Source organism: Saccharococcus thermophilus (genome assembly GCF_011761475.1).
GTDB classification, from domain to species: domain Bacteria; phylum Bacillota; class Bacilli; order Bacillales; family Anoxybacillaceae; genus Saccharococcus; species Saccharococcus thermophilus.
The window spans coordinates 2,639,302-2,661,706 of record NZ_JAASRS010000001.1 but is presented as its reverse complement, the minus strand read 5'-3'; the positions used below and the strand labels follow the sequence as shown (position 1 = coordinate 2,661,706).

The following is a 22,405-nucleotide window of genomic DNA, read 5'->3' as shown; positions in this document are numbered from 1 at the left end:
GTGGAAGAACAAAAAAGAAGGGGGTGAAACGGTGCAGGTATTAACGATTAAAATTCGATTCTTTCCAGATACCCCTAAACTTCTTCGTCAGTTGTGCAGAGAATATATCCATACCGTAAATGCTTTAATCGAACGAGCCGAGAAAGAAGGTTCTTTCCCGAAAGTAACGACAAAAGATGTGGACGCCCATCTTCCTTCGGCTGTTCTGAATCAAGCGATTCGTGATGCGAAAAGTGTATCAAAGAAGATGAAAAAAGAAGGGAAGCGCCCCATCCTCAAAAAACCTGTATATTTCGTCAATAATCAAAACTATACCATTGGCGAGCAAATGATCGCATTTCCGATTATGTTGGATGGAAAAACGAAAAAAACAAGATTTCAAGCGATCGTGACAGAGCGGGATAAAAACCTGATCCAACATGCCAAACTTGGGCTGATGCGCATTGTGGAAAAGGCAGGAAAGTGGTATGCACAAGTTTCGTTAAGCATCCCTGTGACCGAAAAGAAAAATGAAAAGGTCATGGGTGTGGATCTCGGACTAAAAGTTCCTGCGGTAGCGGTGACTTCGAATGGAAAAACTCGTTTCTTCGGAAATGGAAGGCAAAACAAATATATTCGCCGTAAATATCAGCAAAGAAGAAGAAAGTTAGGGAAACTCAAGAAGTTGTCCGCTATTCGCAAAATGAACAATAAAGAGCAGCGCATAATGAAAGACATCAACCACAAAATCAGCCGCCAGATTGTCAACATGGCCATCAAGGAAGAGGTTTCGGTTATGAAACTGGAAAAGCTGACGAACATTCGTCAGACGGCAAGAACAAGCCGTAAAAACGAAAAGCACTTGCATACATGGAGTTTTTATCAGCTTTCCAAGTTTATTGAATACAAAGCTAAGTTAGCTGGAATTTCGGTCGTGTATGTGGACCCGAAATACACCTCTCAACATTGTCCGCAATGCGGAACAAAAAATAAAGCCAGAGACCGCAAGTATGTATGTAGGTGTGGGTACGTCACGCATCGGGATCGAGTGGGTGCGTGGAATATCATGAAAGCACCTGTGGCAGATGGAGTAGCGTAAGCGAAAGTCTGCCAGCCTACGGAGCTATAGGCTCTGCCGTAGGACGGGGCGATGGCACACCCCTGAACTTGGGGGAACTACGGATACCAGAAATGGACTTCCGACTACCACCCAAGAATCCCACGACTTTAGTCGTGCGGAGTGTCAAATGGAATGAAAAAGATTTCAAAAAGTTAGAAGGAGAATATTATTTACCTGATCACATTGCATAAAAAGCTGGCCGTTTTGGCCAGCTTTTTTACAACACGTTGAAATAGCGCGCTTCTGGATGGGCGAAGACGATCGCGGAGACGGAGGCTTCCGGCTCCATCATATATCCGTCCGTTAAATGGATGCCGATTTCTTCCGGACGCAGAAGACGAAACAGCTTTTCTTGGTCTTCTAAGTTCGGACAGGCCGGGTAGCCGAACGAGTAGCGCTGCCCTTGGTATTTGGCGGCAAAGCGCTCTTCCATCGTAAAATCCGGGTCATCCGGAAAGCCCCAGCGGTCGCGCATAATTTGGTGAATGCGTTCCGCAAATCCTTCCGCGATTTCGAGCGCCAATGCCTGAATCGCATGGCTTTTTAAAAATTCGCCGCTTTCTTTCCACTGTTGCGCCAGTTCGCGGATGCCTTTGCCGGCGGTGACGGCGAAAAAGCCGACGTAGTCGATTTGCCCGCTGTCTATTGGTTTTACGTAATCGGCGAGGCAAAGATACGGGGCCCGCGGCTGTCTCGGAAATTCAAATGTTTCGATCACCGTCTTCTTGTCTTCCGGAGAATAAATGTAAATGCGGTTTCCATCGCTTTGCGCCGGGAAAAATTGATAGACAGCCGCTGGCGTGATCCATTGTTCTTGCTGGGCTTGTTGAAGCAGGTCATCGACGACTTGCTTTAACATAAGCGCTTTTTCATCTTTTTCTTCCAAAAGCCGCTTCACTTTTCCTTTTAATCCGAGATGGTGTCCGAGCACCATTTGCCAATTGACATACGGAATAATATGAGACAGCGGAATCTCTTTTAAGATGTGGCGCTCCAAATCGGTTGGGACAAATACCGGCACGTCCATAGAAACATTGGATTTCGCTGCCGTGGCGGCAGGTGCGGCTTGTTCCCGTTCTACTTCCCGTTTTTCTGTCTTTGTATATTCGATTTCGTGCTGCTGGATCTGGTTGGCGAGCGCCAGCCCTTCCATGGCGTCTTTGGCGTATAGGACAATCCCATCGTATTCCGGAGCGATTTTGTTTTCCGTAAATTTGCGCGTCAGCGCCGCGCCGCCGACTAAAATCGGCGTCGAAATGCCCGCCTGCCGCAAATCTTGCGCGGTGACGACCATTTGCTGCGCCGATTTGACGAGCAGTCCGGATAAGCCGATGATATCCGGCTTTTCCGCCTGAACGGCTGCAATGAGCTGCTGCGGCGCCACTTTAATGCCTAAGTCAATGACGTGAAAGCCGTTGTTGCTTAAAATAATGTCGACCAAGTTTTTGCCGATGTCATGTACATCGCCTTTCACGGTGGCGAGAAGCACTTTTCCTTTTGTGCTGCTTTCTTTTTTCTCCATGTATGGCTCTAAAAAGGCGACCGCCGCTTTCATCACTTCCGCGCTTTGCAATACTTCGGCGACGATGAGCTGGTTGTTGTTAAAGAGCCGGCCGACTTCGTCCATTCCGGCCATCAGCGGGCCGTTAATAATGGCAAGCGGGTCGGGATAAACTTGCAGTGCCTGTTCCAAATCGGCAAACAATCCTTCTTTCGTGCCTTCGACGACATAGTTGGCGAGCCGCTCTTCTAAGCTAAGCTCTGTTTTTGCTTTTTTTGGCTCCTTTGTTTTGTCGCGGTAAAATTGGATAAACGTATTTAATGTTTCATCGTTGGTGTTAAACAGCAGTTCTTCCGCTAAACGGACTTCTTCTTCCGGAATCGAGGCGAAGCGCTCCAATTTTTCCGTGTTGACGATCGCGTAATCAAGCCCAGCCTGTGTGCAATGATATAAAAAGACAGAGTTTAAAATTTCGCGTCCGACCGGCGGAAGCCCGAACGAGACGTTGCTAATGCCGAGCATCGTTAGACAGTGGGGCAGCCGCTCTTTAATAAGGCGGATGCCTTCGATCGTTTCTTTAGCGGAGCCGATGTATTGTTCATCGCCGGTGCCGACCGGGAACACAAGCGGGTCGAAAATAATGTCATGCGGGGACACCCCGTATTTGTTGACAAGCAGGTCATACGAGCGCAAAGCGATTTCCAGCTTCCGTTCGGCACGAATCGCCATTCCTTGTTCATCAATCGTGCCGACGACAACGGCGGCGCCGTATTTGTGAATGAGCGGAACGACTTTTTCAAACCGTTCTTCGCCGTCTTCCAAGTTAATCGAGTTAATGATTGCTTTCCCTTGCGAATAGGTGAGCGCCCGTTCAATCACGCGTTCATCGGTCGAATCAATGACAAGCGGCACTTTTACTTTTTTGATCACTTGTTGGATAAACTTTTCCATATCTTCTTGTTCGTTTCTGTCTGGGTCAGCTAAGCAAATGTCGATGACGTGTGCGCCGTTTTTCACTTGCGCGCGGGCGATTTCCGCGGCTTCTTCGTATTTTCCTTCGGCGATGAGCCGTTTAAATTTGCGCGAGCCGATTACGTTCGTCCGCTCTCCGACAAACAAAGGACGCATTGTTTCGTCATAAATAAGCGGATCGATGCCGGAGACGGCATGAACGCCAAAAGACTTCGGAATCGGCCGTGGCGGAATATCCCGGACCGCTTCGGCGATGGCGCGAATATGTTCCGGCGTTGTCCCGCAGCAGCCGCCGACGATGTTGATCCAGCCTTTTTCGGCAAAACGCTGGATTTTTTTCGCCAGCATTTCCGGCGTCTCATGGTAATGTCCTTCCTCATCAGGAAGCCCGGCGTTCGGATAGCAGCTGACAGCGGTATTCGCTAAGGAAGCGAGCGAGCGCAAATGGTCGGTCATAAACTCCGGACCGGTCGCGCAGTTTAATCCGACCGCAAACGGCTTCATATGCTGAACGGAGATGAAAAACGATTCAATCGTCTGTCCGGCCAGCGTCGTTCCCATCGGTTCAATCGTTCCGGAAATCATAATCGGGACTTTTTTTCCGACGCGTTCGAACGCTCTCGTAATCCCGATAAAGCCGGCCTTGACGTTTAACGTGTCTTGGCACGTTTCTAACAAAAGCAAGTCGACGCCGCCAAGCAATAGCCCGCGTGCTTGTTCTTCATAGGCGGCGACTAATTGTTCAAACGTCACACCGCCGGTGACGGACAACGTTTTTGTCGTCGGCCCCATCGAACCGGCGACAAAGCGCGGCCATTCGGGAGTCGAGTAGGCATCGGCGGCTTTGCGGGCAAGCCTAGCCGCTTCGATATTTAATTCGAGCGCTAAATGGCCAAGCTGATATTCATCCAACACGATGCTTGTCGCACCGAACGTGTTTGTTTCGATAATATCCGCTCCAGCCTGCAAGTACGCTTCATGAATGCGCTCGATCACATGAGGGGCGGTGAGCGTCAAATATTCGTTGCATCCTTCGTATGGTTCGCCGCCGAAATCATCGGACGAGAGCTTTGCGCTTTGAATCATCGTTCCCATTGCGCCGTCAATGACGAGAATCTTTTTTTTAAGCTGTTGCTCGAGTGTTGCGTTAGCCATGGAGCACCTTCCTTTCTTGCGCGGCTTTTTCTTTTTCGTGAATATAGCGGACGAGTTCGGCCGTCATTTCATAGCGTAAAAACGGCGTAATGAGGTAGATGCCGTTAAATAAGTCAAAAGCGGCGTCAATGAGCGATTTGGCGATCGCAATTCCTTCGCGAGCCGATTGTACCGGGTCGTTGGCGCATGCCGCCATGCGCAAGCGGATTTCTTCCGACAGCGTGATGCCCGGCACTTCATGGTGAAGGAAATCGGCGTTGCGCGCGCTCACTAGCGGCATAATGCCGATGTAAATCGGCGTCTCAAGATGCTTCGTCGCTTCGTACACTTCCTCGATTTGCCGTTCGGAATAAAGCGGCTGGGTAATAAAATAGTGGGCGCCGCATTGAATTTTTTTCTCTAAGCGTTCTACGGCCTTATCCAAATGGCGGACGTTCGGGTTAAAGGCCGCGGCGATCGAAAAATTCGTTTTTTGACCGAGCGGTTTTCCTGAATACGACAGCCCTTCATTAAACTGGCGAATGAGCCGAATCAAGTCAAAAGACGATAAGTCGTAGACCGATGTCGCTCCAGGAAAATCGCCGATTTTCGATGGATCGCCGGTAATGGCGAGCACATCGGTGATGCCAAGCGTATGCAAGCCCATCAGGTGCGACTGCAGCCCGATCAAGTTGCGGTCGCGGCAGGTGATATGAATAAGCGGGCGGATGCCAAGATGCTCTTTGACGATGGAGCCGAGCGCCATGTTGCTGATCCGTGGTGTAGCCAGCGAGTTGTCAGCCAGTGTCAGCGCATCAATATTCGCTTCTTTCAGCGCTTTGGCACCTTCTAAAAATTTGGCGATTCCTAATTTTTTCGGCGGATCGAGCTCGACGATTACCGAACGCCGCTTGCGTACGATGTCTTGCAGCGGCGGGACGGCATTTGGTTCGTTCGATTGAAGGGAAATGGAAATATGGCGCCGCTTCACCGTTTTCGTTTGCACCGGCGTCCGATCGGTTAAGGCGCCCGCCATCGCTTCGATATGTTTCGGCGTCGTGCCGCAGCAGCCGCCAATCAGGCGCACGCCTTGCTCACGGAAGGCGAGCGCTGTTTCTTTAAAATAATCGGTGTTTGTTTCATAGACAAGCCGTCCGTCGCGATAATCCGGCAGGCTCGCGTTCGGATACGCGGAAAGAAACGCTCTGTTTGGCAGCGGCACTTCCTCCAGCGAGCGGATCATATGGTACGGGCCGAGGCGGCAGTTCAGCCCGACGACATCGGCTCCCAGCTGCTCCAAGCGCGCCAACGCTTCAGCAAGCGGAGTGCCGTCTTGCAAAACGCCGACTTCGTGGAGGGAGACGTGCGCGATAATCGGTTTATCCGTTTCTTTGCGCGCGATCGCAAGAACCGTCTCTAATTCTTCTAAATCGTAATACGTCTCGAGCAACAAGCCGTCGACGTCTTCATTTAACAGCACAAACAATTGCTCGCGAAACGTCCGCTTTACCTCTTCGATGGAAACGGCGCTTTTATTGATGCTGCGCAATCCGCCGATCGTTCCAAGCACGTAGGCTTTATTTCCCGCCGCCTGTTTGGCGAGCCTTGCCGCCGCGCGGTTTATCGCCGGCACTTCGTCTTCGAGTCCATAGCGGGCGAGTTTGACGTAGTTGGCGCCGTATGTATTCGTTTGAATGACCTCGGCACCCGCGGCGATATATGCTTCATGAATATGAAGGATGTCTTCCGGTTTCGATAAGTTTAGTTCTTCAAAACATCGGTCGACGCCGTGCGAGTATAATAGCGTTCCCATCGCGCCATCGGCGATAAGGATGCGTTCTTTTAAGTCTTGCAAAAGCCCCACGCTCATTCCCCCGTTCTATGAAAATGGTAAAAGAAAAAAGCCTTCTATAAGAAGAAGACTTTTTATGTATCGTCTCTTCTTATCTTCCAGGCGTTTTGCCTGTCTGGATTTAGCACCTTGACATCCGTCAGGTTGCTGAGGGTTCACCGGGCCAGTCCCTCCCCCTCTCTTGATAAGAAATTCGCTATGAAGTTGTAGCCAAACGTTTATAGTTAATATATAATGTAAAGCATTTTCTGAAAATATTCAATATAATAAAATCGTTTTCAAGAAAATATTCCATCCTCAATAGAAAAAAGCATTAATGCATGAACCTCTCCCACCTACACTCTGTTTAGAGGTGGGAGACTTCTCGGTGGACATGTTAAAAAGCAGTGTTGTTCACTATAGTGAATGTATATAATTGGAATCAATGACTAGGTAGTAGTGGCATTCTTCCTCCCCGATATTGATGAAACGATGTTCTATATCGGCTTCGTAGTATATCGAATCTCCTTCTTCCAAGTCATATGATTGGGTTCCCAGCACGACTCTTAACTTTCCTTTAGCTACAGAGATATACTCTTTTACTCCTTTTTTATGCTTTGGAAAAACACCCGACTCTTGTTTTGGCGGGATCCGGTTGAAAACAAACTCAATCCCTTTTGACGGAAAAGAAGGGGACAAAAGATGGCGTTCAAAGCCGCTCCGTTCGTCTTTATATACGTATCGCTCATCTTTTCTAATGATAATGACTTCGCTTTGATCATCTTCCCCTAATAATTGTGAAAGAGTCATATCTAACCCTTCAGCGATCTGGCAAGCTACCTGAATGGTCGGGTTTTTTTCTCCTCTCTCGATTTGCGACAGCATGGAGCGGCTAACTCCGCAGCGCTCTGATAACGCCTGTAGCGAAAGAGATTTACGCTTTCTAGCTTCTCGTACGTTTTTTCCAAAATTCATGACTGTCTTCCTCCTTTCTTCATATATTACACTATAGTGGAAATTTTGTCTTGACTTACAGTTTTTTGTAGAGAATAATTATATATATCCACTATAGTGGATAAAAGGGGAGAGGGGGATGTTTTATGCATGATGCGATTCATTTCTTATTAGCAGGATTGCCTATTTTATTCGCTCTCATTTGCTTGGTTTGGCTGAAAATGCCGGCGCTGTATACCGCTGTCTGTTCGTATGGATTGGCTTTCGCATTGGCCTTTTTTTCTTTTGATGCGTCGGTGCAGGATTTGCTTCATTCCTCGATTCACGGAATGTTGTTGTCGGTGACGGTCATTTATGTATTAGTGTTTGGGCTGCTTTTGTACAACTTGCTGAATGAAAGCGGAGCGATGAATATTATTGCTTATGGTTTATTCCGCTTTTGCCATTCACCGGCAGAGCAAGGACTGCTTATTTCTGCCGCTTTAGGTCCTTTCCTGGAAGCGGTCAGCGGATTTGGCATTGCTGTCGTGATCGCTGCCCCATTATATCTTTCGCTCGGATTTTCAGCGAAGAAGACAATGATGTTATCGTTATTGACGCAGTCGGCTGTGCCGTGGGGAGCGCTTGCCATCGGTACGGTCATTAATGCGGAGTTGTCTCGAGTTCCATTGCATCAACTGGGGGAGTATAGCGCGATGGCAAGCATCCCGCTTTATATATTTTATACATTCATTGTCGTGGCGGTTAGCGGCGGAAAAAAGTCGGTCAAACAGCATCTCGATTCCATTTTTCTCGTTTCTTCTGTGTTATCGCTCGTTACATGGGCGACAAGCGCGTATGTATCTACAGAGCTGGCTGGTGTATTGGCAGGGGGTGCCGCTGGTTGTGTGCTCATTGCCTATTGGAAATTAAAGTCGTTTATAAGCAACAGGGAGATCGAGACTTTTGCGAGCCATGTACAGATGTTGAAAGGAAACTTTTATAAGGCGGTAGTACCGTACGCTGTTTTGACAGTGTATATATTTGTTTCTCATTTTTCTGCTGCGTGCAAGCGGATTGTTACGGATGCGCTAGTTATTCAATTGCCGGAATATCGTTTTCATCTGGAGCTTTTGTATAGTCCTGGATTTGCCTTGTTTATTGCTTCGCTCATAGCAGTGTGGCTATATCAAATCAATGTTGCGCGGTTGGCAGTCTGCATCAAGAAAACGTTGAGGCAAGTGTATCCAGCGGGAATGGCGACGATGGGCTTTATCGCAATGTCGAGCGTGATGGAAGGATCGGGAATGACTCATTTCCTGGCCGCCCATATTGCCGCGTTAGTAGGTTCGTGGTTTATCATCGCCTCTCCGCTCATCGGCGCGATCGGCGGATTCATGAGTGGCAGCAACAGCGCGGCGAACGCCATGTTTTCCCATTTTCAAAGCACGATGGCCGAGCAGCTGCATCATCCAGCGCTATTATATGCCACCGCACAAAACGTCTCCGCCTCGAACATGACCATGGCATCTCCATCGAGAATCGCTTTAGCGGCCTCCATCACGAACCGGTCTGGACAGGAAGGGCAATTTGTGCGGGACATTCTTCCGATTGCTTTTGCTGCTTTGCTGATCATTATGTCTAGTATTGTTGGGTTAGGTTTTTTCTTTGAATAATTGCTTCTAAAACTTAATGTGAAAATAGAGGAAAAGAGCATGAAAAAAGATGCAACGGGCGCTTAGTGCCCGTTGCATCTTTTTATCGGTAGTTGACAAATTGCACATCAATCGGCAGGTCAGCTTCGCGAATTGCGGCGATGACCTTTTGCAAGTCATCTTTGCTTTTGCCGCTGACGCGGATTTGATCGTCCTGTACTTGGCTTTTCACTTTCAGGCCGGTGTTTTTAATGATCGTGTTGATTTTTTTCGCGTTTTCCTTGTCGATGCCTTGCACAAGTTTGGCGCGTTGGCGCACCGTCCCCCCAGAAGCCGGCTCAATTTTGCCGTATTGAATGTTTTTCGTCGGCACGCCTCGTCTAATGAGCTTGCCAATTAGCACGTCCTTGAGCTGTTCCAATTTAAACTCATCGTCGGAAATGAGAACGAGTTCATCTTTGTCTAGCGAAATGTCGCTTTTGCTGCCTTTAAAGTCATAGCGGTTTTTAATTTCTTTCAGTGCGATGTTGATCGCATTGGTGACTTCCGATAAGTCGACTTTCGATACAATATCAAAGGAACTTTCTTTCGACATACACGACCTCCAGCATTCTTCGTTATTTAGTTTTATTATAGTAAAATGTGGCAAGGGGCACAACAAGAAAAGGAGGGATGGAGCCGAGTATCCTTGTGATGCAGGGAAAATGATGTTTTGCGCGGAGCTGTCAATTGGAGTGGGGAATAATAAGCGTGAAAATATAGATAAAGGAAGAGGTTGCAATGAAACGATTAATCGCTGGAGAAATCATGACATTAATGGTAAAACGGAAAACGCCGTTTGGCTACTTTTTAACGAACGGCACGGAAGAAGTGCTGCTGCATAAAAGCGAAGCGAACGAAACGCTTGCGGTGGACGACGAGGCAACGGTATTTTTATATCATGATCACGACGGGCGGCTGTGCGCCACCATGAAAATGCCGAAAATCACGAACAATCGCTACGACTGGGTCGAAGTGGTGGACGTCGTTCCGAAATTGGGTGTCTTTGTCGATATTGGCATCTCCAAAGATGTGCTTGTGTCCATCGATGATTTGCCGTCGCTCCGCTCGCTATGGCCGCAGCGCGGGGATCAATTATATTGTTCGCTAAAAACGGATAAACGCGGACGGCTGCTTGCTAAACTAGCGGATGATGAAACGATGAAACAAATCGCCGTGAAAGCGCCGGAATCAGCGTTCAATCAAAACATTCGCGGCCGCGTCTACCGTGTGATTAAGGTCGGAGCGTTTCTTATCTCCGATGTCGGCTATCTCGGTTTTGTCCATGAATCGCAGTGGCGCCGCGAACCACGCCTTGGTGAAGCGGTGGAAGGGAGAATCATCGCCGTGAAAGAGGACGGGACGGTCAATGTCTCCTTACTGCCGCGCAAGCATGAAAGCATCGACGAAGACGCGGCGGCCATTTATGCGTACTTAGAAAGCCGCGGCGGAGCGATGCCATATCACGACAAAAGCGATCCCGATGATATCCAAGCGCGCTTTCATATGAGCAAAGCTGCATTTAAACGGGCATTAGGCCGTTTGATGAAGGAAGGAAAAGTATATCAAGAAAATGGTTGGACGTATAAGAAGGAATAAAGAGGGCAGAGCCAGTCCGGCTTTGCTTTTTTTCTGCCAAAAAACTTAACAAATACCGAACCGTGCCGATAAACAATAATGGACACCATGAAAGAAGGAGACGAACCATGAAACAGCAAAGACGTATATGGCATCTTGTTATCGCGCTATTGGCTATGTTTACGATGATGTCTGGCTGTTCGACGGAAGAGGCAATAACGAAAAAGGATAGAATCAAAGTTGGGATTATGTTGTCGGACGTCGGACTAGGAGATCAATCGTTTAGCGACTCCGCGTTTCACGGATTAATGAAAGCGCGAGATGAACTAGGCATTATTTTTGATTACCGGGAATTGAAAGATACGAAAACGTATGAACAAGGCTTAAAGGAGCTTATTGAAGACGGCAATGATATCGTCATCGGCCTTGGCTTCATGGTACAAAAAGATTTGGAAAAAGTGGCGAAACAATATCCGAAGCAGCGTTTTATTTTAGTTGACGCTGTTTCTGATTTGCCAAACGTGACGTCCATTACGTTTAAAGAAGATGAAGGAAGCTTTCTTGCCGGAGTGGTGGCGGCGCTGGCGACGAAAACAAACCATCTCGGGTTTATCGGTGGGGCGGATGTACCGTTGATTCATAAATTTGCGACGGGGTTCGAAAAAGGGGTTCACGCCGTAAAGCCGTCCGCTTCTGTTCAAATTGTCTATGCCGGCGATTTTGGCAATGACAAGCTTGGCGCTAATATCGCCAAAGACATGTTTGCCAAAAAGTGCGACGTCGTGTATACGGCGGCTGGATTTACCGGAGTCGGCGCGCTTCGGGAAGCGGAAGCGCGCGGCGCGTATGCCATTGGTGTAGACAGCGACCAATATTTTTACGCGGAAAAGGCAGTCGTGACATCGATGGTCAAAAATGTGGATGTCGCGTTGTTCAACGTGTTGAAGGAATATGTACAAAACGGAAAGCTGCCGGAGGGAACGGTGGAGCTTGGCCTTGCGGAAAATGGCGTCGGACTGGCTCCAATCCGCGTCATTCCTTGGGACGAGCAAAAGCAGAAGCTTGTAGAACAATGGAAACAAAAAGTGATTGATGGTGAAGTGGCAACAAGATAGAGAAAAGGGGATTACGATGACGATTCGCAACAAACTATGGCTTCATTCATTTCTTTCACTTCTTGCATCGATCATATTGATGGGATTTATTATTGTCAATATGTTGTCGATTCAGGCGACGAACAAAGATATGGTACCGGTGTTGCTGACGGTCGAGCGGCTCGAATCAAGCATGAAATCGGCAAAGCAGAGCCTAAACAACGCCGCCTACAATATGACGGAAGGAAATAAACAGGAAGTGCTAACGCAAATCGAAGCGACAGAAAAACTGATTAGCAAGTTGGAAAAATCATTGAAACAAAAGGAATTTCGCGCTCTATTAGCGAAAGCGAAACAAAAATTTGCCGAAGTGCATACGGAGTCGCTTACCGCGCTTGACCGCCGCGACGCATCAGAGGCAAGACGGCAGGCGATGCGGATTGAAGGCGCGATTAATGACATCTATACGCTGCAATTGTATACAAACGATTACTACAACGAGCTTCAGCACAATTTGCAAGGGCAAATTCGTTTTATCATTTGGACGGCGATCATCGGCAGCATTGCCCTCATCGTGCTGTCGGGAGTGATAAGCCTGCGCCTGACGCGCTCGATTACGAATCCGCTCAAGCGGCTTGCCAACAATGCGGTTGAAATTGCAGGAGGCAATTTGCTTGTCGAGCGCATTGATTATAAACAAAACGATGAGCTAGGCGCACTAAATGTGGCATTTGATACAATGGTCGAGGAGTTGAAACGGTTGCTTCGCTCCGTAGAGGTGGTTAGTCAACAAGTCGAAATATTTGCTAAAGAAATTGAAGCAGATGACCAAATGCTTATGGAGATTAACCGGCAAGTCGCGGTATCGACGAATGAACTGTCCGCGGGGGCGCAAAGCATTTCTGAAGATCTGCAGCAAGCCGTCCAGCTCATTGAACAAATGGACGATACGTTTATGAAAACCGCCGAACGAACCGAACAGACGGCGCGCTACAGCGAAGCGGCGGTCGAAGCGATTCAACATGGCCAGCAGGCGATGGAGAAGCAGCTGCACGCGATCCGGGAAAGCAATGCAGCGATGTTGTCCATTGAAGAGGCGACGAATAAATTTATGAGCTATGCGGCCAACATTGAACAAATGGCAAAAGCGGTATCCGATATAGCCAAACAAACGAATTTGCTGGCGTTAAATGCGGCGATTGAAGCAGCAAGAGCGGGAGAAGCAGGGAAAGGATTTGCCGTTGTCGCAGACGAAGTGCGCAAGCTTGCTGAACAATCCGCGCAGGCGACAAAGCAAATTTTTGAAACCGTTTCGCTGATTAAGCACGGCATTTCCTCGGTTTCCGCAGCTGTCGCCCAAGGAGTAACAATCGCCGAGCAGCAATCGCAGTCGATTGAAACAACGACAAAGGCGTTTGCCGAAATCGAGGACAAAGTCGCTGGCATTTCCGCCGATATTCAAGCACTTGTCGTCAATATGGCAACATCCAAACAGCTAGAAGAAAAAGTATTACAAAATGTGGAAAGCATTAGCGCAGTTGTCGAACAGTCGGCGGCCGGCAGCGAAGAAATCGCCGCTTCGATGTCGGAACAGCTGACGGCGTTTGAAAAAATGGTGGAGAAAGTGACGAAACTAAGACAATTGACCGATGAGCTGCATGAGGTGATGGCGAAGTTTCGGATGGAATGAAATAAAGGCTGTCCTGCATAAAAGGACAGCCTGTTTTTTACAAATGATCCGTCTTCTTCGAGTACGCAAATTTCCCCGCCTGGCGGTTTTTTTCGCGAAGCATGTTTTTTTCGTGGTGTTTCGCGTTGTTGTCACGCGCTTTTTTATCGTTATCGCTTGTATGTGACATAGCGTTGTGCACTCCTTTATCCACGGTGTACACCATTAGTATGCGTGGAAAAGAAAGACTTATACGTCGATATATTTGTTCAAGAAAAAAAGCGCCAATGTGCCAGGACCGGAGTGGGCGCCGATCGCGCCGCCGATTTCGGAGATAAAGAAGCGCGTGCAGCCAAATGCTTTTTCGATAAGCTGTTTTAACTCCAATGCGGCTTCTTCGTCGTCGCCGTGGCTGATACCGATGACTTGTTTTTGCAGGTCGTCGCCGCGTTCGCCCATGATTTCAACCATGCGCTTTAACACTTTTTTGCGGCCGCGTAATTTCTCCAGCGGAATGAGTTTGCCGTCTTCGACATGAAGAAGCGGCTTAATGTTCAAAAGGCCGCCGACCATTGCTGCGGTTTTGCTAATGCGGCCGCCGCGCGCCAAGTACTCGAGATTGTCGACCGTAAAAATATGTTCCATATGATGGCAGTAAGAAGCAATCGTTTCACATAGCAAATTGTACGGTGTGCCTTTTTTGGCAAGCTCTGCCGCTTTTATGACCGCCAGCCCTTGGCCAAGCGAAGCGCACTTCGAATCGATGATCGTGAGCTGAAACTCAGGATATTCCTCGAGCACTTCGCTGCGAATCGCCATCGCGGTTTGATATGTATCGGATAATTGCGAAGAAAACGCGATATATAGGCAAGGGCGGTTTTCTTTTGCGTATTTGGTAAACAGTTCTTTCATTTTCAGCGGATTCGCTTGCGCGGTTTTCACGATTTGTTCGTTGCGCATCGCATCATATACTTGTTTTGGTTCAATGGTGATAAAGTCTTCGTATTCTTCGCCATTGAAATGGACAAGAAGCGGCAGAAACGCGATGTCGTGCTTCTGCAAATAAGAATATGGAAGATCACAGCCGCTGTCCGTAATAATTTGAATTGACACTGCATCCACCTCTTGCAAAGTTAAGATAAGAACATATTTTAGTGTAGCGATGATGAGGAAAAAAGACAATTTTTCTGTCATATAAAAGGGTTGCGGGCGAGCGCCGCAACCGTTATTGAGTGAGTTGATCAAGTTCTTCTTGAAATTGACGCAACTGTGCTTTTTCCGCCGTATTGGAATGCGCATAGGCCGACGATAAGGCGTTTTTGGCGATGGCAATCGCGAGGTCTAAGTGTATATCGGCCTGGCCGCTTGCCGCTTGTTTCGCCTGCATTACCGCTTTGCGTGCTTCCTGAAACAATCGGTTGCCCATCATTATTCGCCTCCAAGCGATATTTCCACCGCTTTTTGTGCCTTGCGCTCTTCTGCTTCCGCGTATGTCATATGATAAGGGATTCGTTCGTCATGTTTTTCTACCGCATCGACGCTTTGCTGGATGAAGCGTTTCGATTTGTTCCGTTTGCCCAAGACGTATTCCCCCTTTGGAAAAGTAAAGACGCAGCGTTGCGTCATGGATAGTGTAACCGCATAAGGGGAATTGTAATAAGGCAATTCGTTACAGCTTTAACATCGATTTTAAGTACACGCCGATGCCGTCTTCCTCATTGGTGGCTGTTACATCGTTAGCGATTTGTTTCAGCGGCTCAATAGCGTTGCCCATCGCGATGCCATGACCTGCCCATTCGATCATCTCTAAATCGTTATCTTCGTCGCCAAAGGCGATGACTCGTTCCTGTGGAATTTGGAAATAATCAGCGATTTGTTTCAGACCGAACGCTTTATGGACGCCGTTGCGGACAATTTCAATGATATGCCACGGCTCATTCCAGCGTCTGTGGTGCAATACGTTCGCATGCACGTTCGATAAATACGATTGAATTTGTTCGATATGTTGTTTGTCCGTATGAATGAGAATGCTTGTTGGGTCTTTTGTTAAGGAATAGCGCAAGTCGCCGATTTTGATGGTCGGGTTGCCAAGTCGGACAATATCAAGCAGCACTTCATCATGTTCATGAAAGTATACGTCATCCATCACTTCAGCTAAAATATTTTTAATCGCGTACGTTTCGCTGGCTTCGATAATGTCTTTCACCGTAGGGAGAGGGAGCGGAAAATGGCGGATTCCCCATGAATGGTTGCGGGGATGGTGCACAAACGCGCCGTTAAAGTTGACGATCGGTGTTGTCAGTCCAAGCTCTTCGTAATACATTTTGCTGGCGCGGTACGGTCTTCCCGTGGCGATCACGACAAGATGCCCTTCATCTTTGGCGCGCAAAATCATTTCCTTCGTAAACGGGGAAATCGTTTTGTCGTCTTTTAACAATGTACCGTCTAAATCTAAGGCAATTAAATATTGTTCCATAATGACTCCTTTACTTTCATTTTTTAATGAATGACCGTATGATTGGCGATATTGTTGCGGTGGTTTTAGTTTTTGTTACATTATAGTGTAACTCTTTTCCAAAATTTTTGTCTACATGTTACTATACATTATGAGAAAAAGAAAAAAGGGGTTTTGCCAATCATGGTGATTATTGAAAAAGAGGAGATCGCCCAAGTGCCTGTGCTGCATGTCGTAAAAAAAGAAAAGAGAAAAGAACGATTGCCGTTCATTTTGTTTATTCATGGATTTACAAGCGCGAAAGAACATAATTTGCATTTTGGGTATTTGCTTGCTGAAGAAGGATACCGTGTTATTTTACCGGATGCCCTTTATCACGGTGAACGAGATCGGTCTTTATCCGAACGCGAGTTGCAATTGAGGTTTTGGCATATCGTCCAACAGACGATTACGGAAGTGAAATTAATAAAAGAAGAGATGGGGCAACGTCAATTAATTGATCCTGACCGAGTCGGGCTTGCCGGCACCTCGATGGGCGGAATTGTCACATTTGGGGCGCTTGCTGTGTATCCATGGATTAAAGCGGCCGTTTCGCTGATGGGAAATCCAATGTATGAAGCGTTTTTTGACGCCTTAATTGAAACAGGCAAAAAAATGGGAGTGACGATTCCGCTTTCCGATGAACAGCTGGAGCGGGAAAAAGCGCGATTAATGAAATATGACCTTTCCAAACAGCCGGAGAAATTAGCCGATCGCCCGCTTCTGATTTGGCATGGGAAGTGTGACCAAGTTGTGCCTTATTCTTATACATATGAGTTTTATAAGCAGATAAAACCGCTTTATCAAGGAAAAGAAGAAAATTTAAAATTTATTTCCGACGATACGGCCGGGCATAAGGTGACAAGGGAAGCGTTTTTAGAAACGGTGAAATGGTTTACGAAACACGTGTAAAAAAAGAGGCTATGCTTAGGGCATAGCCGTTAACACATGTTTTCAAAGAAAAGCTCAATATATTTTTATAAAAAATGTCCTAATTGCCGCAGCGCCTCTTCGCTCATTCGTTCCGGTGTCCAAGGCGGGTTCCATGTAATTTGCACTTGTACATCGCGGATTCCGTCGATATGTTCCAGCGCCCGTTTCACACCGCCGACGATCGAGTCGTGCAGCGGACATCCCGGTGTCGTAAGCGTCATTAAAATATATATGTTGCCATCGTTAATTTGCAAATCATAAATTAATCCTAAATCAACGACATTGATCCCTAATTCCGGGTCAATCACCGTTCGCAGTTGCTTGAGTACTAATTCGCGAATATCCATCATTGATAGCCTCCTTGTTATTTCCATAAAACAGAGATGATTGTACCGGCAAAGAAAAGTGAAAATGATGTCATGGCACATTGGGCAGCGTAAAAGAGCGGCAGGCTGGAAACCGTTAACGCTATGACCACCCCGGCGAGACTAACGGTAAATAATAGGCATTGGACGATTGTCCATTTTTCATTGATCATTTGCTTAAGCGTCGGCACATTTTCTTGTCCGATTTTTTTGCTGTAGCGGTGCGTCCACCATAAAAACGGGACGATTTTATATAGATAGCCGATAATGCTGAACATAATCCAGCCGAGCACATAAGCGTAAATGACGGTCGCCATGCCGTGATCGCTGCCGGAAAGCGACAAGAGGAATGCCGCCGCGTGCAACGTTAAGCCAATGCCGATCGCCAGTAAAGCAAATTGAAACGGCCGGTCCAGTTTTTTCTTTACCCGTTTTTGCAAAATAGACCATATATGGTAAGCGAACAAGGCAAATCCAGCCAATAAAAGACCGGCACCAGCGGCAAACAGGCCGCGCCCATTTTGGAAAAAGCTGATGAAAGTGACGATCAGTCCCGTTACATAAACAGCGTACACATATCGCGCCAGCTTCATCGAAAATCCGTGCGCAAGGGAAAACATCGGCACCATTTTATATGAAAATCCCATAATCAGTAGGGAAAACCATCCACACACACCAAGTAAAATGTGTGTTTTCAGGATGAAAAGGTGATCGGTCGCATCGCTGCCGCTCCAAAAATGAAGGGCAAGCGTCAGCCCAAACAGGATGGTCAATAGTAAAAACGCAAGTGCGGAACCGACGAACAATGTCATGATATTTTTTTTCGCCTGTTTCCGCAGCGTCATTCCCATTTGGAAAAGGAAAAGAACGATGCCGAGTACAAGCAGTATCCCAGGGAACAATGCCACATGTGCATAAAATGCCAAGCTCACGGAAAATGCGATGATTCCGGCTGCTGTGATAAAAAACTGCACAAATCCTAGCTGCTCGCTCCAAATCGGCGTCAAAAACGCAACTGGGACGAGCTGGTACATCGCTCCCATCGCGATCATTAACGCAAAGCCAAGCACTGCCAAATGAGCTGCCGCCCAGATGTTCGGCAAGCGAAACACGCCGCTTACCACCGCCGGCCCGGCGGCAAGCAATATCGCCTGTGCCGCAACAAAGGCAACGACGCCGAACACGATGAACAAAAGGGGAAGACGGATATTCGTTTCATATGCCGTATTGGTTGGAATCATGGCTGTCATCCTTTTGTAATCGTAATTTGATAGCTGCCGTCTTGTCGCTCCACTGTTTCATATTTATAGCCAAGTTCGTCAAGCTGTTCGTATAAAAACATTGGACGGCGGTCGTTAATAATCGTTAATGTTTCTCCAGGCTGGAGTTTCGAAAGCGCGGTTAATGTCCGCATCATCGGCTGTGGCGGCTCTAGTCCGCGATTATCAAGAATCATCATTCTCACCCCTGTTTGACGAACGTGACTTTCCAATGTTTTTTCTCGATCTGTTCCGCTTCATACGTAAAGCCTTTTGCCTTCATAATCGGAAACAGCGGGATCGGTTTAAATGGCGCATGCAAAATAAAGATGTCTCCGGGCTGCAACGGCTTAACGGCATTCATAATTTTTTCAAATGGTTCGATTTTCTTTTGTAAATCCTCACGGACATCTAACTCTACGATCGTTCCCACCATTATCCCTCCTTTACTGTTATGATAGTAATTTTCATTTTCATATGTTGTGATTTGCGTCACATTGATTAGAAAAAGATTTCCTTTTCTAATCCTTCTTTATCAATAAGATAAAATCCATCTTCATTAATATCGATCAATCCTTTTCGCTTTAATTGGCTGAGTGTTCGGCTTACTGTTTCTCGCGAGGTGCCGATCATATTGGCAAGCTCCCGGTTCGTCACATGAGCAGTCAAACGGTAAAGCTTACCTTGACGCACCGCATTTGTTTTCGTTAAGCGCAACAGAAGCATAATAATTTGTTCATACGTGTTACGAAGAATTTGTTCTTCTAAACGATTTTGCAAGTCAACGATTTTTTCGCCCATGACGCGAAATAATTTAATGCATAACTCGGGATAGCAAATTAACGTTTGTTCGAAGTCAGCGATTGGAATCGCAATTAACGTTGCTTCGTCGATGACTTCCGCGTGCGCAGGGTACGTACCTTTTAAGAAAAAACCGGTATGCGGAAACATTTCACCTGTCTGCAAAATCGAAACAATTTGTTCTTTTCCGCTCATATCGGTTTTGTAAATTTTTACTGTTCCGGAATGGATGAAATAGACGCGTTCTAACGGATCTCCTTGCATAAAAACAAATGTCCGCGGTTTATAAACGCGTACGTGGGAAATCGATACGAGTGATTCCAGTTCATGATCGGATAACTCGCGAAAAAGCGGAACATTTTTTAGCCTTTCTTTCATCCAATCATTTGTCATTATTCCATCTCCTTACATAAATTTTACGAAAATGTGTCTTTCGCCAAGTGAAGTTCCTTTTGACAAGGATAAAGAAGCTGCAAGGCTTTCCGCTATTTCTATACTACCATTTTATGAGTTTCTTCATATGCGAGCTGTGACATAAATCATAGTATGCGTTTGTCATGACTCACATTTTTTTTATTTTTGCAGCGTTACAATGAGGTTGAATTCAAAGATAGGAGGTTGAAGATAGATGGAAGTGAATCCATCAGTTGGTCCGTCTTTACGTCCTGAACGGAGGACACAAAATAGTTTCCTTAAATCAATATTAATTTTTACGATTTTAATCAGTTTTACCGTCCTGCTTGCCGGCGGATACTGGATTTTTAAAGAAATGGCACCGCGGCCGAAAGAAGTGCGGAGCGAAAGCGGCAAGGTGTTGATGACAAAAGAAACGATTATCGGCGGGCAGGCAGTATTGCAAAAATATGGCTTGATGGATTACGGTACCGTACTTGGGTACGGATCTTACATGGGTCCAGATTATACAGCAGAGGCATTGAAGATTTACACGGAAGGAATGCAAGACTATAAAGCAAAAGAACTTTATCATAAGCCATTCTCGCAACTATCCAATGATGAAAAAATGATCATTCGTGATAAAGTAATGAAAGAAATACGGAAAAACCGCTACAACCCTGTTACTGATGTGCTTGTGCTAACCGATGCACAAGTGTATGGACTAGAAAAAGTCCATGACTATTACCATAAAGTATTTACAAATGGTGATGGTTGGGGCTTGTCAAAAGGGTTGATTAAAGAGTCGGATATGCCAAAAACAAACCGCGCTTGGGTAGCTAAGGGCGACCAAATTAAACAAATTGCCGATTTCTTCTTCTGGACGGCTTGGTTATCAAGCACTCCAAGAATTGGGGACCACATTACGTATACAAACAACTGGCCATATTATAAAGACGCAGGAAATACAATGTCGTTTTCCGCTATGTGGTGGAGCGGAGCAAGTGTGACCATCTTAGTTTTATTCGTTGGGATCATTTTGTTCTTCTTCTACCGTTATCAATTGAGCATGCAGGAAGCATATAAAGAAGGACAATTTCCGGTTATCGATTTGCGTAAGCAGCCATTAACTCCTTCGCAAGTGAAATCAGGAAAATACTTTACGATCGTTGCTGTGCTGTTTTTCGTTCAATCGATGTTTGGCGCGTTGCTTGCCCATTACTATGTAGAGCCGGACAGCTTTTTCGGCATCAAATGGATTCATGATTTATTGCCGTTTAACATTGCGAAAGGCTACCATTTACAGTTAGCGATTTTCTGGATTGCGACATCATGGCTCGGCATGGGGATTTTTATCGCACCGCTTGTTGGCGGACATGAGCCGAAAAAACAAGGGCTTCTCGTTGACATTTTGTTCTGGGCGCTTGTTGTTCTTGTCGGCGGCAGTATGATCGGCGAATGGCTCGGTGTGAAAGGGTATTTAGGAAACAACTGGTTCTTGCTTGGTGACCAAGGATGGGAGTACATTGAGCTTGGCCGCATTTGGCAAATTATCTTAGTAGTAGGTATGCTTATTTGGCTGTTTATCGTCTTCCGCGGCATTAAGAGCGGATTAAAGAAAGAAAGCGATAAAGGCGGATTGATTCACTTATTGTTCTACTCGGCGATTGCAGTTCCGTTCTTTTATATTTTTGCGTTCTTTATAAAACCGGATACGAACTTTACGATGGCTGATTACTGGCGTTGGTGGATCATCCACTTGTGGGTAGAAGGAATTTTTGAAGTGTTTGCGGTTGTTGTTATCGGCTTTTTGTTAGTGCAAATGAAACTTGTCACAAAAAATTCTACAGTAAGAGCGTTATATTTCCAATTTACGATCTTGCTTGGCAGCGGGGTCATTGGTATCGGTCACCACTACTATTACAACGGTGCGCCGGAAATATGGATTGCGCTTGGTGCCGTCTTCTCGGCGCTTGAAGTCATTCCGCTTACATTGCTTATTTTAGAAGCATATGAACAATACAAAATGATGCGCGACGGCGGGGTTAACTTTCCTTATAAGTCAACGTTTTGGTTTTTGATTTCTACAGCGATCTGGAACTTAGTCGGCGCGGGTGTGCTCGGATTCTTAATTAACTTGCCAGCAGTCAGCTACTTCGAACACGGACAATTTTTAACGCCGGCTCACGGCCATGGGTCAATGATGGGAGTATACGGCATGTTCGGCATTGCGGTGTTGCTGTATTCACTGCGCAATATCGTCAAGCCGGAAGCATGGAACGATAAATGGTTAAAATTTGCGTGCTGGATGCTCAATATCGGGCTTGCGGGGATGATTGCGGTGACGCTGCTGCCGATCGGTATTTTGCAAATGAAAGAAGCGTTTGAACATGGTTATTGGGCATCGCGTTCTCCGGCATTTTTACAACAGAATCTTGTACGAACCTTGCTTACGCTCCGTGCTGTTCCAGATACGATTTTCTTAATAGGTGTCATTATAATCATGGTGTTCAGCGTCAAATCGCTATTCCATTTGCGTAAACCGACACACGGCGAGGAAGAAGCGCTTCCGGTGGTCGATTTGGCAAAAGAAGAATAAATAAAAAAGAATCACAGCACAATGGCTGTGATTCTTTTTTATCGTTATATGATAGC

At 46.6% G+C, this 22,405-nt stretch carries 21 protein-coding genes and 1 riboswitch; of the genes, 7 read left to right on the top strand and 14 right to left on the bottom strand.

The annotated features are described in order from the left end of the window. The first annotated feature begins 31 nt into the window (after positions 1–31). A complete protein-coding gene (locus tag BDD39_RS13810; RefSeq protein WP_166911541.1) occupies positions 32–1,078 on the top strand; it encodes an RNA-guided endonuclease TnpB family protein in 1,047 nt (348 codons plus the stop codon). A gap of 238 nt (positions 1,079–1,316) precedes the next feature. Here BDD39_RS13810 and metH read toward each other — a convergent pair whose 3' ends face one another. From metH to BDD39_RS13795, 3 genes are all read right to left on the bottom strand, one after another. Then, positions 1,317–4,727 (bottom strand): methionine synthase, encoded by a 3,411-nt coding sequence (gene metH, locus BDD39_RS13805; RefSeq protein WP_166911539.1) that lies wholly within the window; start codon positions 4,725–4,727, stop codon positions 1,317–1,319. Then, complete coding sequence (locus BDD39_RS13800; RefSeq protein ID WP_166911537.1) at positions 4,720–6,570, bottom strand: bifunctional homocysteine S-methyltransferase/methylenetetrahydrofolate reductase; 1,851 nt, start codon at positions 6,568–6,570, stop codon at positions 4,720–4,722. The genes metH and BDD39_RS13800 overlap by 8 nt, the downstream gene beginning before the upstream one ends. 76 nt (positions 6,571–6,646) lie before the next feature. After that, positions 6,647–6,749, bottom strand: a riboswitch (SAM riboswitch). 205 nt (positions 6,750–6,954) lie between these two features. Next, positions 6,955–7,512 carry a helix-turn-helix domain-containing protein gene (locus BDD39_RS13795; RefSeq protein WP_166911535.1) on the bottom strand — a complete coding sequence of 186 codons (558 nt, stop codon included), beginning with the start codon at positions 7,510–7,512 and terminating at the stop codon, positions 6,955–6,957. Positions 7,513–7,637: 125 nt separating this feature from the next. Between BDD39_RS13795 and BDD39_RS13790 the strand changes: the two genes are divergently transcribed. Further along, entirely contained in the window at positions 7,638–9,146 is a 1,509-nt protein-coding gene (locus BDD39_RS13790) for an L-lactate permease (RefSeq protein WP_166911533.1), read from the top strand. Between the two features lie 82 nt (positions 9,147–9,228). On the opposite strand, the gene BDD39_RS13785 is transcribed toward BDD39_RS13790, so the two are convergent. Continuing rightward, positions 9,229–9,720: a YajQ family cyclic di-GMP-binding protein gene (locus tag BDD39_RS13785; protein WP_166911531.1), complete on the bottom strand. Its 492-nt coding sequence runs from the start codon at positions 9,718–9,720 to the stop codon at positions 9,229–9,231. Positions 9,721–9,905: 185 nt separating this feature from the next. On the opposite strand from BDD39_RS13785, the gene BDD39_RS13780 reads away from it, so the two are divergent. The 3 genes from BDD39_RS13780 to BDD39_RS13770 all read left to right on the top strand — a co-directional run bounded on the left by BDD39_RS13780 (position 9,906) and on the right by BDD39_RS13770 (position 13,526). Then, positions 9,906–10,763: a CvfB family protein gene (locus BDD39_RS13780; RefSeq protein ID WP_208404403.1), complete on the top strand. Its 858-nt coding sequence runs from the start codon at positions 9,906–9,908 to the stop codon at positions 10,761–10,763. A gap of 107 nt (positions 10,764–10,870) precedes the next feature. Then, entirely contained in the window at positions 10,871–11,857 is a 987-nt protein-coding gene (locus BDD39_RS13775; RefSeq protein WP_166911529.1) for a BMP family lipoprotein, read from the top strand. 16 nt (positions 11,858–11,873) lie between these two features. Further along, positions 11,874–13,526: a methyl-accepting chemotaxis protein gene (locus tag BDD39_RS13770; protein ID WP_166912421.1), complete on the top strand. Its 1,653-nt coding sequence runs from the start codon at positions 11,874–11,876 to the stop codon at positions 13,524–13,526. Between the two features lie 37 nt (positions 13,527–13,563). On the opposite strand, the gene BDD39_RS13765 is transcribed toward BDD39_RS13770, so the two are convergent. The 5 genes from BDD39_RS13765 to BDD39_RS13745 form a co-directional block, all read right to left on the bottom strand. Next, the gene (locus BDD39_RS13765) at positions 13,564–13,695 is read right to left on the bottom strand and encodes a DUF3941 domain-containing protein (RefSeq protein WP_166911527.1); all 132 of its coding nucleotides are present in this window, start codon (positions 13,693–13,695) and stop codon (positions 13,564–13,566) included. Between the two features lie 59 nt (positions 13,696–13,754). Then, on the bottom strand, positions 13,755–14,618 hold the full coding sequence (locus BDD39_RS13760; protein WP_166911525.1) for a DegV family protein: 864 nt from the start codon (positions 14,616–14,618) through the stop codon (positions 13,755–13,757). A gap of 112 nt (positions 14,619–14,730) precedes the next feature. Next, on the bottom strand, positions 14,731–14,931 hold the full coding sequence (locus BDD39_RS13755) for a DUF3813 domain-containing protein (RefSeq protein ID WP_166911523.1): 201 nt from the start codon (positions 14,929–14,931) through the stop codon (positions 14,731–14,733). Positions 14,932–14,933: 2 nt separating this feature from the next. Continuing rightward, positions 14,934–15,086: a hypothetical protein gene (locus BDD39_RS13750; protein ID WP_166911521.1), complete on the bottom strand. Its 153-nt coding sequence runs from the start codon at positions 15,084–15,086 to the stop codon at positions 14,934–14,936. 88 nt (positions 15,087–15,174) lie between these two features. Continuing rightward, positions 15,175–15,981 carry a Cof-type HAD-IIB family hydrolase gene (locus BDD39_RS13745; RefSeq protein ID WP_166911519.1) on the bottom strand — a complete coding sequence of 269 codons (807 nt, stop codon included), beginning with the start codon at positions 15,979–15,981 and terminating at the stop codon, positions 15,175–15,177. Between the two features lie 162 nt (positions 15,982–16,143). On the opposite strand from BDD39_RS13745, the gene yjfP reads away from it, so the two are divergent. Further along, entirely contained in the window at positions 16,144–16,911 is a 768-nt protein-coding gene (gene yjfP, locus BDD39_RS13740) for an esterase (RefSeq protein WP_166911517.1), read from the top strand. A gap of 65 nt (positions 16,912–16,976) precedes the next feature. Here the strand turns inward: yjfP and BDD39_RS13735 are convergent, their stop codons facing one another. From BDD39_RS13735 to BDD39_RS13715, 5 genes are all read right to left on the bottom strand, one after another. Further along, entirely contained in the window at positions 16,977–17,279 is a 303-nt protein-coding gene (locus BDD39_RS13735) for a metal-sulfur cluster assembly factor (protein WP_166912419.1), read from the bottom strand. 17 nt (positions 17,280–17,296) lie between these two features. Then, on the bottom strand, positions 17,297–18,538 hold the full coding sequence (locus tag BDD39_RS13730) for a hypothetical protein (RefSeq protein WP_166911515.1): 1,242 nt from the start codon (positions 18,536–18,538) through the stop codon (positions 17,297–17,299). 5 nt (positions 18,539–18,543) lie between these two features. Next, a complete protein-coding gene (locus tag BDD39_RS13725) occupies positions 18,544–18,753 on the bottom strand; it encodes a DUF2249 domain-containing protein (protein ID WP_166911513.1) in 210 nt (69 codons plus the stop codon). Between the two features lie 5 nt (positions 18,754–18,758). Next, positions 18,759–18,992, bottom strand: coding sequence for a DUF2249 domain-containing protein (locus tag BDD39_RS13720; protein WP_081159996.1), 234 nt, complete (start codon positions 18,990–18,992; stop codon positions 18,759–18,761). Positions 18,993–19,057: 65 nt separating this feature from the next. After that, on the bottom strand, positions 19,058–19,750 hold the full coding sequence (locus BDD39_RS13715; RefSeq protein WP_166911511.1) for a Crp/Fnr family transcriptional regulator: 693 nt from the start codon (positions 19,748–19,750) through the stop codon (positions 19,058–19,060). A 235-nt stretch (positions 19,751–19,985) separates the two neighbouring features. Here BDD39_RS13715 and BDD39_RS13710 point away from each other — a divergent pair, with 235 nt between their 5' ends. Then, positions 19,986–22,349, top strand: a complete 2,364-nt coding sequence (locus BDD39_RS13710) for a nitric-oxide reductase large subunit (RefSeq protein ID WP_166911509.1) — start codon at positions 19,986–19,988, stop codon at positions 22,347–22,349. The last annotated feature ends 56 nt before the right edge of the window (positions 22,350–22,405 follow it).